Source organism: Macrococcus equipercicus, from assembly GCF_024205945.1.
In the GTDB taxonomy this organism is placed as follows: domain Bacteria; phylum Bacillota; class Bacilli; order Staphylococcales; family Staphylococcaceae; genus Macrococcus; species Macrococcus equipercicus.
In genome coordinates this window covers 1,799,747-1,816,625 of the sequence record NZ_CP073809.1, presented here as the reverse complement: position 1 = coordinate 1,816,625, position 16,879 = coordinate 1,799,747, and the positions used below count along the sequence as shown (strand labels likewise).

Genomic DNA, 16,879 nt, shown 5'->3' with positions numbered 1-16,879 from the left:
AATATATTATATGGTTAATTGTTTTTTCTTTCTGCGTACGAGGAGCAGTATGATTTCTATTACAGCAATAACCAGCACTGATAAGCCGAACAAAGGCATCAGTATTCCCATAATAAGCAGCAGCGCGGCAAAAATCCATGAATAACGGTTATAGCGCTGCGCGCGCGGACTTGATAAGCTGCCCCGCACTTTGCGCATCAAGTAAATGTTAATGCCGTAACCTGCAATAACTAATAAGGCACTAGTAACGAGCAGATTGATAAGCTGATTGATGACACCGAACAGCTGACCTTCATGAAGAGGAATGGAGATCGCAATTAGTTTGGCGAGAATGCCGTAATCAGCAAAATCAAAAATCGCAAGTTTCATACCGGAGTACTGGTCGAGGTGAATCGTCCGTTCATCAAACGGGCTTGCGTCGAGTCCTGTGACGCCTGTAGCACTGTTGACTGATAAGACGTAAGTGCCTCTGTCATCCATCGGCACACTGATGGAATACGGTCTGTGGAATGATTCTTCTTCTGCCAGCTGGACGACGCGGCTGAGCGGCAGCCGGGCGCTATGAGCAGCTGTGGAATTAGTATGCTCATTCCTCGTCGCCCAAGGAATTTCATTATTTGACACAGGGGCTATCTTTTCAGCTTCCGGGAAGCCGATGACCGTATGGTCGACCGCAAAGCTGTAAATTTTATCACCGAGATAACCTGACCATGGCAGTCCTGAAAGAATGAGCAGTGTAAGCGGCAGGGCGAATACAGTACCGAGCAGTGCATGGAATTTCGCTTTGTTTTTGCGGTCGATCTTGGACTTCGGCTGCGTTAAATATTTCTTGTAGAACGTCATAAATAATCCGGTCGCTATAAGAAATAACGTCCAGCAGGCAGCAAGTTCGACCATGTAATTGACAATAGTGTTGCCCGTCAGCAGATGAGAATGGAATTCTCTTGTGATATTCGAGAATAATTGGGCAGGATTAAGCGCAGCCTGAATATGGTTATGATGATCAAGATAGATGACTTTGCTGCCGTCATCAGGTCCCATCAATGTGATGCGTATGTTATAGTCTGCTTTCGGGAAGCTGACTTTCATCACATGCCAGCCGGGATATTTCATTTCGATATCATGCAGACCGGCGTCTAACGACTGCTTTGGCTTACCGGTCTGACCGAACAGTGCGTCATGGTTCACGACCTGCTCTACTTGCGGATAAAATAAATATAAAATGCCGCTGATACTTAATGTGATGAGCAGAGGGGTGATAAACAATCCGGCGTAAAAATGCCAGCGCCAGAAAATGTTATTGAAGTATTTCGTCATAAGTGTTGAACTCCTTTTTCACAATCTTAGGAAATCTTACCATAATCGCTATAGTTATTAGCAAAAAGATTGTGAAAAAATAGCGACAGAAATTTTACAGAGTTATGTATTTTAGTGGAACGGCTGCTGGAAAAGTAAAATGGCATCATCATAGCTTTTATGCTATAATAAAAGCGAACAGGATTCATTCAGATAACACTAAATCCCAGGTCGAGTGCGAGTCGACCTGGGATTTTTTGTGGTGTTGTCGTCAATTTACTGATCCTTATCCCGATGATTCAGCCAGTAACCGAAATAAGTGATAGCGATTCCGCTCATCAGAGCAGGAATCAAGCGAACAAGGATTTCATCCATTATAACACCTCCTCCCGCTAATAAACGAGGGTGACGACATAGCCATTATAACATAAAATAGAACGCATGTTCGCATAAAATAGTGGTAATTTAATGATAACAACTAATAAAAGGATGGATTAACCAATGAATTACTATATTATAGGAGATGTCCACGGCTGCTATCATACACTGAAAAAAATTCTTAAACATTGGCACCCGTCGCAGGAGCAGCTGTTATTTGTCGGTGACTATATTAATAAGGGCCAGCATTCAAGGCAGGTCGTCGCGCTGATCAGAAAACTGCAGCGGCAGTATCCTGATACGGTGTGTCTTAAAGGGAACCACGAATATGAGATGGTCAAATACATCGAAAGTCATACACCGTTGCAAGAGATGAAGGATAATTACCGCAATACATTGAAGGACTATGACCTGCTGCATCGTTATCAAGACGACGTCAACTGGATGAAAAACTTACCACTGTTTTATGAGAACAAAGCGATCTACGTTTCTCATGCCGGTGTGAACTTCTTAGGTGTCAGAAAGTTCAAGGAAGATTCATGGTGGAGTGTGCTGCGGTTCCGCGGGAAGCTGAAGCGGATGAAGCAATTGCAGGTCATCGGCCATACACCGACTTTGACAGGACGACCGGAATATACAGAGAAATTTCACAGCTTGAATATAGACAGCGGGGCAGGTAATTTTACTGCGCTGTCAGCCGTGCTGATCAGTGCTGACGGCCGCCTGCTGCGCACGTTCACTGAGAAAGTAGAACAAGACGATCACCGGTAAGGTGGTCGTCTTGTTATTCCTGAGGATATTTTGTGCGGTAAATATAAGAAGAGACAAAAAATATAGATACTGTAATGATTGAAGTTGAAATCGGCAATGTATACGGTGCGTCCTTCAGTAAATATTCTATAAAAAAGCCGGCGATGAGTATAGCAGTCATAATGACAATCATATGCTTATCGTGCTTAAAATCTTCATGAGAATAATTCAAGGTCAGCAGCAGTCCGGTGAAATAACAGCCGAGCGCACCGTACATCAACTGAACTTTGAACAGGTTCGTGACATCATTGTTGGCGTCAAGAATAAGTGATGCGTTGACCATGCCAAGACCAATCAGTATAAAGAAATGAGCGATAGTCAGCGTCATACCAGAGGCGTATCTATCATAGCTGATCAACCGGTTTGTCTTCATCCAGTAAGAGCCGAACAGAGAGACAATAATCAAAAATAATAAGAAATCTGTATATTTAATATCATCAATCTTGAATATTTTAGTCAGTCCAATAATGGTCTCACCGAACATAATAATGGTCAGCAGCGTATAGCGTTCAACCATATGCGGCACGTTAATAGCTGACTGCTTCAGCTTTTTTGTGAAAGGCATCGGGAACACGCAAGCAGTCACAATAGCAAGCCCGAAGAAGATGTACATTAACGGAGAAGACAATACAATCGAGAAAGTCGCAAGAACAGCACTGATCAGCATCGCTGTCCCGAAAGTAATGGCTGCGAATCTGTCTTCATCTGTGATTTTATCGAGCAGACTTAGAAAGAACTGCAGACTGGTTGAAAAATACAGAATCGCGATGCAGATATTAACCGCATCAAATACTTCTGAAAAATGCTTGTCCAGGCTGATAGCGAGGAAGATAGCGATGAACATATTGAACAGCAAAAACACGACGTCCTTTGGTCGGAGAGCGCCGAACCGGTTTGTGTAAGCAGTCTGGTATGACCAGACTGAATAAAACACAAGCGTCATCACAATATATTTCATAAAGCTGTCGAGCGGGATATCACCATTTTTGCCGTTAAGAATCGTGTGGGATATTTGTGCAATAGCAAAAACATAAACCAGATCATAGAAGAGTTCTGTTAGTTCCACACTCTTTGTTTCCTCTTCATGCCTGTCTGTTAAATCTTCGGCAAAATGCTCTTTCATTGCTGACCCCCTTTTGAAAAAATCAATGTGAACTGATCTTAAAAGTGATGAATATCTTTAGGTGTCAATTTTAAAATTTTGTCGACATTGATAGCTGAAAAAGTATCGCCTTCTTTAATAGATAAAAATCCGTTAGCATTACGGTCAAATTTTGCGATGAAGTTGTTGAAAGTGATGCTTTCGTTAGTCGTCAAACGTTCAAAATGACTGAGAGTGACTCCATCTTCCATTAAAACTTCAATGTGTAAGTATTCATTACTTTCTGACATGATTTCAAGCTCCCTTAACAATAGATTTGTTAGTTTATACCCTAAAAAGCTTATATTATACATATAATCCTCTCTAGTAATTAGTTACTACAAATTACTAGAGAGCAGTAGTCATGTCAAACAATGGGGTATATAATTGAAAAGCGAGGAGGGCAACTTAATGCTGCATAACGGAGAATTATTCTGGCCGAAGACTTACTATAATAAACATTATCCAGCGCTTGACCATGACGCGGTCTGTGACGTTCTTATCGTGGGCGGCGGTATGAGCGGTGCGATAACCGCATTTACGATGGCACGCGCTGGCTATCGAACGATTATGATTGATAAAGAAACGATTGCCGGAGAAAGTTCGGCAGCTAATACAGGACTGCTGCAGTTTATGAGCGATAAACCGCTTGCTGACTGTATTGAAGATTTCGGTGAGGAAGACGCATACGAATTTTATGAGCTGTCATTCCGCGGTATGAATTATATCCGTGAACTATGCACAGAACTGCCTGCTGATGTAGAATTTCATGACCGTGATAGCGTCCTTTATGCTTCAAAGAAACGGCATGATAGTATGTTACGGGCAGAGTATATCGCCCTCAGGAAGTTCGGCTTCCCGTGTGAGCTGTTGACTGGAACGGAGCTGTACAACAAATATGGAATCCCTCGGTCGATGGGGCTTGTGACGCATTGTGACGGAGAAATTAACCCGTACGTATTTATCCAGCGTTTAGTTGAGAAGGCGGTATCGGACTACGGGCTTAAGGTTTTTGAACGGACTGAGCTGCTGAACTGGAGAAGCGACGGAGAGGAAGTGCGCTGTGATGTCACTCGTCACCATATTACAGCGCAGCACGTTGTTTATGCTGGGGGCTATGCGGATAATGAGTTCGTGAAGGCGATCAAGAAGAAGCGCTTCGTCCGCTCTTTCGCCCTTGTCTCCAAGCCGCTGAGCAGTAATCAGTTCTGGGCTGATAAGGCGATGCTCTGGGAGACAGCGAGACCTTATCTATACATCAGGCATGTAGAAGGCAACAGAATTCTAGTCGGCGGACTTGATGATAATAACAGAAGAATCCCTTCTAAACGACTGATCCGTAAAAAATCCCGCCGGTTAATCCGTGAGTTTCATAAGTTATTCCCGACGATTACGCTGGAAGCGGCTGACTGTTACGGTGCGCGGTTCGGTGAAACAAAAGACGGGAAGCCGTTTATCGGAGAAGTGCCGGACATGCCGAACTGCTACATGCTGCTTGGTTACGGCGGCAATGGAACAGTCTATTCGGCATTTGGAGCAAAATTGCTGCTTGAAATGATACGCGGAGAAGAGAATCCTCAGCACCGTTTATTCAAACTGGAGCGATAACCTGACACTGCTTGAGTCAGGTTATTTTGTTTGCTTGAGAAAATCCACTTCTGTGTTAACTTTAAGTTAACATATGGAGGTGTCCAATGATTATTAAAAGTTTAGCAGATATGAAGAGCTTATCATAGTATCAGGCACTGAGCGGCCGCACAATGTTAACCGAGCGGCAGCAGGCAGAATATTATAAAGCAGCAGCAGGATTTGCCGGGGAAAGAAAGTTCTTTCAAATGATTGAAAGCTTGCAGGAATGCATAGTGTTATGGGATGTTGCGCTTGACTGGCAGTATAAAGGAAGTGCGCAGTTTGATTTTCTAGTCATTCACGGCAGCCGTTTAATTCATTACGACGTGAAGAATGTCAAAGGTCATTACGTTCTGACCGGCGATAACTTGAAATCATCGTTCGGACATTTGATGAAAAACCCGCTTGGCCAGCTGCTGAGGGCGGACGGAATATTGAAGGCACATGCCGACAGTTACAGCTCTCACTATGAAGTGGAAAGTTATGTCGTCTTTATTAATGAAGACTTTCATTTTTCGGGTAATAACGATAATGAACACTGGCTGTTTCCCGGGCAGTTGAAACGTCATCTCCGTGAGCTGGAGCGTGCGAATCATCTGAAGCATGACAATATTGGTCTCGGCAATTATTTGCTGTCTTGTCATAACCCCCATGATCACATACTGCCGGTTAAAAGTGAGTTCTCGGCAGTCGCCCGGGGTATGAAGTGCCCGCAATGCTGCAAGCTTGTAGAAGTGACGTTCAAAGGCCGGCGGAAGTTTCGATGTCCACTATGCAGTCGGACGACTTTGTATCATGCGCTTCTTGAATATAATTTAACTGAACTTTATTATTTGAAGGGCAGTCCTTTTCATTTAAAGGAAGCAATGGCCTGGTGCGGTAACCCTTCACGAGCAAGCGTATACCGCGTGCTGAAATCAAAATTCAAGTCAACCGGCCATACAAAAGGCACGAAATATTATTTATAAGCCATAATTGCATCACAAGCGCGAAAGTTATGATGCAAAAAGCAGTAATTGCATCACAAGTACGAAAGTTATGATGCAAAAAGCAGTAATTGCATCACAAGCGCGAGAGTTATGATGCATTTCCTGAAAGGAGGGGCGCTATGACAACGTCTTTGCAGCGAGAAGTCAAGCAGCTGATGTACGGGGAAGGTGCATCTGCTGCAGGATTCATTATATTATGGGGCATTACTGCTGTTATTAATGAAGAGGCACGCAGTTATTTATTGAATCCGCTGTACATCGTTCCTTTGCTGACAATCTGCATCATACTTGCGGCCGGGAGCTATTTCTGGTCGATTATGAACAGCTGTATTAAAGAAAAGCGACCCGTAAGATTGACTGCTGCACAGCGCAGCCGGTTCGCTTGGCTGCACCGGCTGATTATTATAGCGATGATCACTGCGACTATACTGATGGTCATCAATCTGCCGGTCAGTCAGCCGCTGCTTCTGATACTGATCTATAGTTTTATGTGGCTTGAATACATCAATTATTTTCATATGAGATTGTCTTATTTATCACCGCGTGAGTTCAAACAGCTCCTGATCCATAGAAAGCCGGCACGTTCGCAGTTATCGCGGGCACTGCGGTCAAAATAGCTGTATCTCACTGCGTAATCCGCTAAAATAGTAATACTGCAAAGGAGGATGTTATGGTTTCAAAAGATAAAGAAGCACTGCATCTTGAAGGTGTCATCAGCCTGATTGATGTCATACATGATGAACTGACAGGTGAACTGTCCAGAACGACCGGCGAGTTGATTGAAGAACGGCGTCACGCGCTGGCCGAGCTTGGTTCTGAGATTTCCGATGATACACAGATTGAATATTCACAAGTACTGCCGTCGCTTAAAATGCAGGAAGAGATTCAAGTCAACCGGCAGGATGTTGCCGGCAGCTTAAGTAGAATGAAGGACCGTCCTTATTTCGGAGCGGTGACCATTACTGATGACGATGCAGGCCGGGAAAAGCTTTACATCGGCCTTAACAGTTTAAAAGACCCATCGACAAACGATTTAATTATATATGACTGGCGGACGCCGGTCGCAAGCACGTACTATGCCAATCACCTTGGACCGGTGACTTACAATGTACCGGATGTCGGCGCGAGAACGGTCGATGTCAATGAGCGGATCCAGCTGGTCATTGAAGACGGCAGACTGCTGGACGTCTTCGATTCTGAACTTTATATCGGTGATGATGCACTGCAGCATCTATTGGTGGACACTGCGAAAGACCGGATGAAAGCCATCGTCTCGACAATCCAGCAGGATCAGAACGAGATTATTAGGCAGACGTCTGCTAAAGATATGCTTGTGCTCGGACCGCCGGGCAGCGGAAAGACGTCCATTGCCATGCAGCGGATTGCCTACTTGTTATATTTGCACCGTCATAAAATGTCGGCTGACAATATGCTCTTCATCACACCGAATGAAATGTTCGGTGACTATATCGGTGAAGTGCTGCCCGAACTTGGAGAAGCATCAATCAACGCGACGACGTTTTTCCGGCTCCGCTACAAGCTCGGCCGGCGCAACGAATATGAGACGCTGTTCAAGCATATTGAACGGATGAGACATGCCGGCGCTGAAGAGCAGCACGACTTTACATTGAAATCATCCGAGGCAATGCTCGCTGCGCTCGACCGGACGATCGCGCAGCTTGCCGAGCGTGAACTGAAGTTCAGAACAGTGCGCATTAAAGAGGAGCCTTTTGCTACGACTGAAGAACTTGAATATTTGTTCTATGACAAGTTCAAGTCATCACCTATCGATACACGGCTTAAGAAGATTCAAGTCGAGCTGACACCCCGCTACCATAAGGCACTCGATAAAGCGATCAAAGAGCGGACGAAAGCACTGAAAAAAGTGCATACGTATATCGGTACAGATGATGAGCTTGAACGTCGGGCAAAGCAGGAGATGACCAAGCAGTTCAGAACGCTTAAAAATTATATTGCGCATCTTCAGTTCGTCAATATTGAGCGCATTTATCTCGATACGTTGAAACGGCTGGATAGCGGCACAAGAAACCGGACGATGGCGGCGCTTAAAAATAGGGCACTTAACTATGAGGACATCGCTCCGCTGCTTTATCTCAATGTTGTGATCAAAGGGCTGCAGAAAGAACCGAAAATCCAGCACTTGATTATTGATGAAGTCCAGGACTACAGCCCGGTTCAGCTGGCCTGCATTTCAGCTGTTTTTCCTAACGCGAGAAAGACAATGCTCGGCGATAAGCATCAACTCGTTCATCCGTTCCCGGTCAATACGCTGGACCAGTTGAATGCCATTGAACTGACCAAATCATACCGGTCTACTGTTCAGATCACAGAGTTCACAAAACAGCTGATTGATAATGATACGACTGAATCACTCGGTGTGCAGGGCAGGGAAGTAACATCTATTTCTTTTGAAGCTTTCAAGGAGCAGTTGAAGACACTTGATTCCGAGAGTGCTGCTATTATCAGCCGGGATGCAGCTCACGCTGAAGCGATTAACGCGGCACTCGCTATGCCGGACGTCACTTTGCTGACGCATGACCAGTTCATCTTTACGAAAGGGAAGCTCATCATGCCGAACTACATGTCAAAAGGCTTTGAATTTTCATATGTCTTCATTATTGATTATGACGGGTATGATCAAGAGCAGGACAAGTTTCTGCTTTATACGCTCGCCTCAAGAGCGACTAGAAGTTTGACGCTCGTCGGAAAAGAGGATTGATATGCAGCCACCATTAAACCCGATATTCAGCCAGATCAAATTTCAGGTCGAGAGTATTAAAGAACTGATGCACTGTGTCAGCTTCTTCTCTATGGAGCAGGAAATCTATCCCGGGGGCCGGACGTGTCTTGAACTGCTGAGACATATTGTGCTGCTTCCGGAAGCAGACTACAGATTGTCACAAGGTGCAGCGGAAGAAGAAATCCGGCAGTTTTATTTTTACTGGGAGAAAGAGCTGACAACGATTGAAATGCTGGAAGCGCGGCTTGACTTGAGCTTCATTATGTTAGAGGATGCGTATAAAGAGCTGGAACAGGAAGACTTGGTGCGCAGATCCCGCAGTTACTGGGGGACGGCATACAGTCAGACGGAGTGGCTGCTCACTATTTTGACGCATTTAAGTCATCACCGCAGCCAGCTGTTCAGCTTTCTGAAAGTTGAAGGAGAAGATCTTCGAACGATTCAATTATTTGAATGATAGACATCTTGAGAGATGTCTATTTTAATGCGCTCACTGGAGGTTACTATCGTGCTGCAAGCTGTATTACATGCATTTTTACTGGCCATCGGGCTGATTCTGCCGCTTGGTGTGCAGAACATCTTTGTGTTTAATCAAGGGGCGACACAGCAGAAATTTGCTCGTGCACTTCCCGTGATATTAACAGCGGCGCTTTGTGATACGCTCTTGATCAGTCTCGCCGTGCTTGGTGTATCGGTCATTATTGTGAGTATGCCTTCACTGCAGATCGCGCTTTATATCGTCGGTATCATATTTCTCCTTTATATGAGCTGGTCAATATGGACAAGTGCTGTGACGGCAGAAGAAGGAGCGCCGCTGTCAGCGAAGAAGCAGGTGTTGTTTGCTATGTCGGTGTCACTGCTCAATCCTCATGCGATCATGGATACAGTCGGCGTCATCGGGACGAATTCAATCGCTTATGACGGTGCTGAAAAATGGGCGTACACATTGACGTGTATCGCTGTGTCATGGCTCTGGTTCTTCATGCTCGCTGTTGCCGGCAGAAAAGCGGGTCATATTGATAAAGATGGCAAACTGCTCACTGCTATTAACAAGCTGTCGGTATTCATCATCTTGATCGTGATCGTCATGCTGGTGAGACAGCTTATGGAATTGATTTAACAGGGGGAAGAAGATGATTATAACGAAAAGGCTGACCATCCGGCCGCTTGACAAGCAGTTAATCGATGACATGACAGCGGATGAGCCGGTGCAAGAGCGATTTTTGAACCATGTCGAGAAGCTGTCGATCGACCCGACTTTGACAGGATGGGATGTGTGGATTGTGCAGCTGAAAGACGGCACTTATATCGGTGACATCGGCTTTAAAGGGAAGCCGGATGAATCGCTGGAAATTGAAGTAGGATACAGCTTTTTGCAGGACTATCACGGACAGGGCTATGCGACTGAAAGTGTCAGTGCGCTGCTGGCTGATGTGTACGCACGGAATGCAGCTTTAACCGTGAAAGCAGAGTGTTTTAAGGATAACCCGGCGTCGCAGCGCGTGCTCGAGAAGCTCGCGTTTAACGTCACAAGTGAGAGTTCTGACATAATATACTGGGAGAAAAAGTTAACATCTTATTAATAATAAGATGTTTTTTATTTTGTTATATTATAATAAAATATAGTGAGAGGAGGTGTCATTTGTTACTAAAATCATGTGACGTACCTTATCGACTGAAATATTATGATGCGCTGGTCGGACGGGTCAAGATGACTGATAAGCAGTCGAAAGACTATGCCATCTATCAGTCGGGCTATCAAGGTGAGTGGTCTTTTGCTGAGCTGATCAAAGCATATAAGCATGCAGTCGTATTATGGGACGTTTCGCTCAATAATCGTTGTGGTGAAGCGCAGTTTGATTTTATTGTAATCCATGATTATGTCGTGACGCATTATGATGTAAAGAACTTCAAAGGCTCATATCAGTTGCAGGGAAATATGTTTGTCTCCAGGACAGGCAGCAAAATTAAAAATCCGGATACGCAGCTTGCTGTGGCACATGCAGTACTGGAAAGTGAAATAAAAAGTTATGACTGGCGGTATGAAGTCGAAAGCTATATTGTATTTATTAATGAGACGTTCCATCTTGATGGCAGTAAGAAAGAACAGTGGCTGTACAAAAGTCAGCTGAAACATCACCTTTCTGCTATCGACAATCCGCATCCTATGACCGAACATAATATGCAGCTTGGTAACCATTTACTACAGAGACATCAGCCGAACCCTCATTTGAATATGCCCGTTAAAACTGAGTTTAGCAGTATAGCCGGAGGTTTAAAATGTCCGTTGTGCAGAAAGCGGATAGAGATTCTGTTGACCGGCAAAAAATATTACAACTGCCCGGCATGCATGAGAGTCTTTATGAGAAAAGAAATTTTGTTGAGAAGTCTGCAAGACCTATATTACTTACAAGAAGTACCCTTTAGTATTAGTGAGGCTGAGGAATGGTGTCAATTATCCAGCCGGACAACACTTAAAAGGCTGCTGCGAGAATATTTCAAATCTACAGGACAGAAAAAATCAGTGAAATACTATTTGTAGAACAAGTTCAAAATTGGTCCACAAATCAAAATGTGGACCAGTTTCACTCAAAAAGTGGCCCACAAATCAAAATGTGGACCAGTTTCCCGGATAAACAACAACGAGCCGTTACTCAACTGTCAGCTATGCATGGACGAGTCGGTCAACGATAGATTGATACACTTCCTGCCAGAACTCCGGCGTGTTTTTATATTTGTCGTGAATGACTTGATGTTTTTCTTTGCTTTTCTCGTCGAAAGTCGGGTCTTCTTTAGCAGGCAGGTCGCTCCGTGTTTCAGTGACAAACTCCTGTACTTTCTGAGCACGCGGCCCCCAGACAGCTGTCTGATGATAGTCATTATCCATGAAGACGAAAATAGGAATAGCGCGGGCTGTGCCGTTTGTCAAATACTGATCGATTAAATCAAGGTTTTCATCACGCAGGACAAAGCGCACGTCGATGCCTGCTTGTTCTGCGATTTTCAGCAGTACTGGAATAGTCATCATTGCATCTCCGCACCAGTCTTCAGTGATGGCGATTGCTTTCAGGTGTTTATCGGTCACGGATTCAAGACGTGCATCTTCCGGCAGTTCGAAGTTGTCGTAGATCGTCTGCATCTCTTCTTTATTCACTTCCATCTGATTGATATAGTCATCAGCTGTCAGTCCGTTCTCAAAATAAGTCTTTAATGTTGTCATGATGATTCCTCCCTTGTATTCAATCCCATTATAGCAATGCCGATAAAGCTCTCAAAATAATCTGATTTTTTATTGAATTTGCGGTAAATACGGATGAATCTTCATTGAAGGCCTGATAATCTTAAGACAGCTAATTTTTTCATACTGCAAGTCTCCTTCAGGACCAGTACGCACTGGTCCCTTTTTTATTTTTTTCTCCTCATTTATTTCGTTTTCCGATATAATATAATTAAATGACAAAGGAGTGATCGCATGAATTATGAAGAAAAAGTAAAAAAGTATGCTGAATTAGTCGTTAAAGTAGGGCTTAACGTGCAGCCGGGCCAGCGTGTTGTACTGAATGCAGATATTGATGCCATTGACTTTGTACGTGAACTGACACGTGCCTCATACGCAGCAGGTGCAAAAGAAGTCATCCAGAAACTGTCAGACGGTCCATCGCTGCAGATGAAGTACGAGCACGCACCAATTGACGTGTTCGAAACAGTAGAACAGTACCGCATCGATGAAACGAACGCTTACGTTGCAGAGCGCATTGCTAACTTAAAGATTTATTCTCAGACACCTGAACTGCTGAAACAGGCGGATCCCGCTAAAATCGCGGCGTCTGCCAAGGCGCTTGGTGAAGCAAACCGTGACTATGCACGTGCGGTCGGGCGTTATGACTTTACATGGAGCATCGTAGCATTTCCGAATACAGCGTGGGCGGAACTTGTGTTTCCTGACTTAAAAGGCGAGGAAGCGCGCATGAAGCTGCTTGATGAAATGATCAAGGCAGTGCGTGTGGACCAGGAGGACCCGGTCGAAGCTTGGCGGCTGCATAATGAGAAGTTAAACGAGAAGGCACGCGTGCTCACTGACAAAGGTTATGATAAGCTGCACTACAAGTCCGAACGGACAGATGTTGAAATCGGTCTGAACAAAGGCCATATTTGGCTTGGTGCGAGTGCCGTCAATGCTGATGGTGTGGAAATTCAAGTGAACATGCCGACTGAAGAAGTGTTCACATCCCCTGACTTCAGACGGGTGAACGGCGTGATCGGCAACACAAGACCGCTGAGTTACAACAGTGCGATCATCGATGACTTCAAGCTGACATTCAAAGACGGTGTCGTCACTGACTTCGAAGCGGGGCAGGGCTATGAAGTGCTGAAAAATATGCTGGACAGTGATGACGGTGCACGACGTCTTGGTGAAATCGCGCTTGTACCTGACGATTCACCGATATCGAATTCTGGCGTGTTGTTCTATAATACATTGTACGATGAAAATGCATCATGCCACGTCGCACTCGGCCGCTCATTCCCGAATGCGATCGCAGATGGTAAATCATTATCAAAAGAAGAGCTGACGGCACGAGGAATGAACAGTTCAATCATTCATGTCGACTTTATGATCGGCGGCCCGGATCTTTCAATCGATGGTGTCAAGGAAGACGGCACATCAGAACCGGTATTCCGCAATGGCAACTGGGTGATTTAATAACAAACCCCGCAGATACGTTTCAGTGTCTGCGGGGTTATTATTTATTCCTCTACGTGAGTTTCTCCTTCATACGGGTCGACCATAACAGTTTTTTCTTTGCTGCCGTCCATCAATTTGAACTCATAGACTGGAATGTTATCTTTTGATTCAAGCGTCCATTCTTTGATTTTAGCGTCTTTACTTGTTTTATTCTGTGCTTTTGTCAGTGCTTCGTCGAAAGACAGCATCTTGTCATAGTTGAATGTCTGTTCGTCTTTAGCTACTGCATCTTCTTTAGAGGACAGCAGTTTCTTATCTTTCATGGAATAGGTGTATACCATATTTTTATTGTTTTCATTCTGACCGATTTTATAGACCCACTGGCCGTTATCATTTTCAAAATCGATATTCGTCAGTTTTCCCTGCTTGTTGTCATTTTGCAGCTGTTTAATGATGTCATCAGGCGTCGCAGTGATCTCATCTTTAGAGAGCAGCATCTTGTCCTCACTGTCTTTACTTGATGAAGCTTTCTCGTCATCTTTCACAGCGTCATCTGCATCGTCTTCATCATTGGCATTGCTGTCTTTTGTGACATTCGCAGCTTCATTCTTTTTGACTGCGTCTGATTTATTCGCTTCTGAAGAATCAACTTCTGATTTATTTTTATCGTCCGGACTGGTTGCTTTATCATTACTGTTATCTGCATCACACGCTGCAAGAGCGAGACCAGCAGTCAACAGCAGGCTTAGTATTTTAAATTTCATCATCATATCCTCCTGTGTACTTTTACTAAACTCATAACCTCTTTCAATTACCGCTAAACTTTATTGTGAATAACTGGCAGCAAAAGTGGTATAGAACAGTATAACTGAAAGGGGCGGATCATTAATGTGGACTACTCAGAATTATCCGGACAGCTGGAAGAACCTCGATGAACTGGAACGCAAAAAAGCGATTGATATCGGTAACGCGATGCTGACGAATGGTTACAAAGAAGCGGATGCCATTCCGATTGCAACAAGTCAGGCGGAAAAATGGTATAAAGATGCATCTGCTGATGAACTGAAAGAACTGAAGAACAAGAAAGTCTCAAAGCACAGTAAAGACGCATCGGCGAATCCCGAGCTGATGGATGAGGATGTTGAAGTGTACTACGAAGAAGATGCGTGGAAAGTGAAAACTGTGAGTGCAAAGCGTGCGAGCGGCACTTTCAGCACGAAGAAAGAAGCAGTCGACCGGGCAAAGGAAATCGCCGGCAACAAAGGCACGAAAGTGATACAGCATAACAAAGGAGAGCAGTAGACTGCTCTCCTTGTTAATGTGCTTTTAAATAATCGCCGAGTTCTTCAACGGACTCCACGACTGTTACAGGTTGTTCATTTTCCAGTTCAGCAAGACTACCGTAACCATACATGACGCCGATTGCATCCATGTTATTTTTGCGGGCGCCGACTAAATCATGCTTTCTGTCGCCGATCATCACACAGTCATGGACATCGAGCTGATAGCGGTCGACGACAAACTTGATGACTTCATCTTTATGGACTCTTGTACCGTCAAGCTCACTGCCGGCGATAGCATCGAAATAACCATCCAGCTTGAAGTGCTCAAGTATCTGCTCTGCAAATACGACAGGCTTACTCGTAGCGACAAACAGATGACATCCTGCTGACTTCAGTTCCTTGAGCAGCTCTTCGATGCCTTCGTATACTTTGTTTTCATAAAGGCCTTTGTCCGAAAAATATTCCCGGTAGTAATCAATCGCCAGATGATTTCTGTCACCAGTCAGTTGGTAAGTGGATTCATAGCTTTCACTGAGCGGCGGCCCGATAAAATGTTCCAGTTCGTCGTTATGCGGAGCAGCGATATCGAGCTTGCCGAGTGAGAAGATGATGGAGTTTGTAATACCAAGCTTTGGATCTGTTAACGTGCCATCAAGGTCAAATAATATATTTTTATACGTCATAGTGCTATCTGATGCCCCGTTCATATTGTGTTGGAACGATGATTTCATCTCTCAGCTGTTTGACAGCATGAATCGTCCAGTACGGGTCATTCAGCATACCACGGCCGACTGCGATTAAATCAGCGTCATTATTTTTCAATGTCATTTCAGCGACTTCCGGTGTGTCCAGTATGCCGACTGCGATAACTGGAACATCAAGTTCTTCTTTGAAGCGGCGGGCGAACGGTACTTGGTAGCCTGGATAGTTGCCGGGCTTGTCGCTGCCGGCCGGTGCTTCTCCGCCTGTTGAAATATCGAATAAATCGACGCCTGCTTCTTTATATTTGCGGCCGAGTTCAAGAGCATGGTCCACATTATAGCCGCCGTCCATATATTCACGGGCAGATATTCTGAACATCAGCGGCATATCTTCCGGCATGACTGACTTAACGGCTTTGATCACTTCGACGCCGAACAATGATAAGTCACGGCCGTAGTCATCGTCACGTTTGTTGATGCCTGGTGAATGGAACTGATGGATCAAGTAACCATGGGCGCCGTGTATTTCGATCGAATCAAATCCGGCTGCAACGGCGCGGCGCGCGGCTTCCTTATATTTATCCACCATCTGCTTCACTTCTTCAGTGGACAGCGCTCTTGGATAACGTGTCTCGCCGAACTCCGAATGAGCTTCAACCGGCATTTCTGACGAGCTGACCGGTGTTTTAATGTGTGTCGCTTTACGGCCGGCATGCGCAATCTGGATCGCTGCTTTGCTGCCTTGTGCATGAATGACGTCTACGAGCTGCTTGTACGCTGGGATCTGGGCATCATCCCATAGTCCAAGGCAGTTGGCAGTAATTCTGCCGTCCGGCTCTATATTGGTCATCTCGACGATAATAAGGCCGGTCTGACCGACAGCCCTGGATGCGTAGTGGACAAAGTGCCAGTCATTCGGTGTGCCATCTTCCTTTGTGACAGAATACTGGCACATCGGCGGCATGACCACGCGGTTTTTAAGTTCCATATTCTTATATGTAAAAGGTGTGTTCAATAAAGTCTTCATCATCATTCCTCCTATACCGTTTATTATAGTAATGAATAAAGCAATATAACATGAATATGCTTGAAGATTTTAAAGTTACAGTTTACACAATGAGGAAATAGTGTTCTACTATCAGTAGAACAGTTGTAACGTTCCTAATTTTTTGCTTGTTATTCTGTTATACAAATAATAGAACAGGTG

The 16,879-nt window shown here is 44.6% G+C and carries 19 protein-coding genes; 11 read left to right on the top strand and 8 right to left on the bottom strand.

The annotated features are described in order from the left end of the window. Positions 1-6: 6 nt before the first annotated feature. Positions 7-1,317, bottom strand: a complete 1,311-nt coding sequence (locus KFV11_RS09645; RefSeq protein WP_254249819.1) for a PepSY-associated TM helix domain-containing protein — start codon at positions 1,315-1,317, stop codon at positions 7-9. A 255-nt stretch (positions 1,318-1,572) separates the two neighbouring features. Continuing rightward, positions 1,573-1,671, bottom strand: coding sequence for a type I toxin-antitoxin system Fst family toxin (locus KFV11_RS09640; RefSeq protein WP_149459858.1), 99 nt, complete (start codon positions 1,669-1,671; stop codon positions 1,573-1,575). A 126-nt stretch (positions 1,672-1,797) separates the two neighbouring features. Between KFV11_RS09640 and KFV11_RS09635 the strand changes: the two genes are divergently transcribed. Then, entirely contained in the window at positions 1,798-2,445 is a 648-nt protein-coding gene (locus KFV11_RS09635; RefSeq protein ID WP_149459859.1) for a metallophosphoesterase family protein, read from the top strand. 13 nt (positions 2,446-2,458) lie between these two features. Here the strand turns inward: KFV11_RS09635 and KFV11_RS09630 are convergent, their stop codons facing one another. After that, positions 2,459-3,607 (bottom strand): low temperature requirement protein A, encoded by a 1,149-nt coding sequence (locus KFV11_RS09630; protein WP_149459860.1) that lies wholly within the window; start codon positions 3,605-3,607, stop codon positions 2,459-2,461. A 38-nt stretch (positions 3,608-3,645) separates the two neighbouring features. After that, positions 3,646-3,876: a hypothetical protein gene (locus KFV11_RS09625; RefSeq protein WP_149459861.1), complete on the bottom strand. Its 231-nt coding sequence runs from the start codon at positions 3,874-3,876 to the stop codon at positions 3,646-3,648. A 160-nt stretch (positions 3,877-4,036) separates the two neighbouring features. On the opposite strand from KFV11_RS09625, the gene KFV11_RS09620 reads away from it, so the two are divergent. From KFV11_RS09620 to KFV11_RS09585, 8 genes are all read left to right on the top strand, one after another. Next, positions 4,037-5,233: an NAD(P)/FAD-dependent oxidoreductase gene (locus KFV11_RS09620; RefSeq protein WP_254249818.1), complete on the top strand. Its 1,197-nt coding sequence runs from the start codon at positions 4,037-4,039 to the stop codon at positions 5,231-5,233. A gap of 152 nt (positions 5,234-5,385) precedes the next feature. Then, positions 5,386-6,222 (top strand): nuclease-related domain-containing protein, encoded by an 837-nt coding sequence (locus KFV11_RS09615; protein WP_254249817.1) that lies wholly within the window; start codon positions 5,386-5,388, stop codon positions 6,220-6,222. Positions 6,223-6,362: 140 nt separating this feature from the next. Further along, entirely contained in the window at positions 6,363-6,860 is a 498-nt protein-coding gene (locus KFV11_RS09610) for a hypothetical protein (protein WP_149459864.1), read from the top strand. Between the two features lie 53 nt (positions 6,861-6,913). Continuing rightward, positions 6,914-8,983 (top strand): HelD family protein, encoded by a 2,070-nt coding sequence (locus KFV11_RS09605; protein WP_254249816.1) that lies wholly within the window; start codon positions 6,914-6,916, stop codon positions 8,981-8,983. 1 nt (position 8,984) lies between these two features. Then, the gene (locus tag KFV11_RS09600; protein ID WP_254249815.1) at positions 8,985-9,461 is read left to right on the top strand and encodes a DinB family protein; all 477 of its coding nucleotides are present in this window, start codon (positions 8,985-8,987) and stop codon (positions 9,459-9,461) included. Positions 9,462-9,512: 51 nt separating this feature from the next. Next, a complete protein-coding gene (locus KFV11_RS09595; RefSeq protein ID WP_149459886.1) occupies positions 9,513-10,124 on the top strand; it encodes a LysE/ArgO family amino acid transporter in 612 nt (203 codons plus the stop codon). 13 nt (positions 10,125-10,137) lie between these two features. Continuing rightward, positions 10,138-10,587 carry a GNAT family N-acetyltransferase gene (locus KFV11_RS09590; protein WP_149459867.1) on the top strand — a complete coding sequence of 150 codons (450 nt, stop codon included), beginning with the start codon at positions 10,138-10,140 and terminating at the stop codon, positions 10,585-10,587. Positions 10,588-10,646: 59 nt separating this feature from the next. Further along, on the top strand, positions 10,647-11,546 hold the full coding sequence (locus KFV11_RS09585; protein ID WP_149459868.1) for a nuclease-related domain-containing protein: 900 nt from the start codon (positions 10,647-10,649) through the stop codon (positions 11,544-11,546). A gap of 123 nt (positions 11,547-11,669) precedes the next feature. On the opposite strand, the gene KFV11_RS09580 is transcribed toward KFV11_RS09585, so the two are convergent. Next, positions 11,670-12,224 carry a thioredoxin family protein gene (locus KFV11_RS09580; protein ID WP_254249814.1) on the bottom strand — a complete coding sequence of 185 codons (555 nt, stop codon included), beginning with the start codon at positions 12,222-12,224 and terminating at the stop codon, positions 11,670-11,672. Between the two features lie 252 nt (positions 12,225-12,476). Here KFV11_RS09580 and KFV11_RS09575 point away from each other — a divergent pair, with 252 nt between their 5' ends. Beyond that, the gene (locus KFV11_RS09575) at positions 12,477-13,706 is read left to right on the top strand and encodes an aminopeptidase (RefSeq protein ID WP_149459870.1); all 1,230 of its coding nucleotides are present in this window, start codon (positions 12,477-12,479) and stop codon (positions 13,704-13,706) included. A 44-nt stretch (positions 13,707-13,750) separates the two neighbouring features. Here KFV11_RS09575 and KFV11_RS09570 read toward each other — a convergent pair whose 3' ends face one another. Further along, a complete protein-coding gene (locus KFV11_RS09570) occupies positions 13,751-14,455 on the bottom strand; it encodes a PepSY domain-containing protein (protein WP_170234617.1) in 705 nt (234 codons plus the stop codon). Positions 14,456-14,576: 121 nt separating this feature from the next. Here KFV11_RS09570 and KFV11_RS09565 point away from each other — a divergent pair, with 121 nt between their 5' ends. Then, the gene (locus KFV11_RS09565; protein WP_254249813.1) at positions 14,577-14,990 is read left to right on the top strand and encodes a DUF2188 domain-containing protein; all 414 of its coding nucleotides are present in this window, start codon (positions 14,577-14,579) and stop codon (positions 14,988-14,990) included. Between the two features lie 13 nt (positions 14,991-15,003). On the opposite strand, the gene KFV11_RS09560 is transcribed toward KFV11_RS09565, so the two are convergent. Further along, positions 15,004-15,654 carry an HAD family hydrolase gene (locus KFV11_RS09560; protein WP_254249812.1) on the bottom strand — a complete coding sequence of 217 codons (651 nt, stop codon included), beginning with the start codon at positions 15,652-15,654 and terminating at the stop codon, positions 15,004-15,006. 4 nt (positions 15,655-15,658) lie between these two features. Next, positions 15,659-16,699 carry an NADH:flavin oxidoreductase/NADH oxidase gene (locus tag KFV11_RS09555; protein ID WP_254249811.1) on the bottom strand — a complete coding sequence of 347 codons (1,041 nt, stop codon included), beginning with the start codon at positions 16,697-16,699 and terminating at the stop codon, positions 15,659-15,661. Positions 16,700-16,879 lie beyond the last annotated feature (180 nt).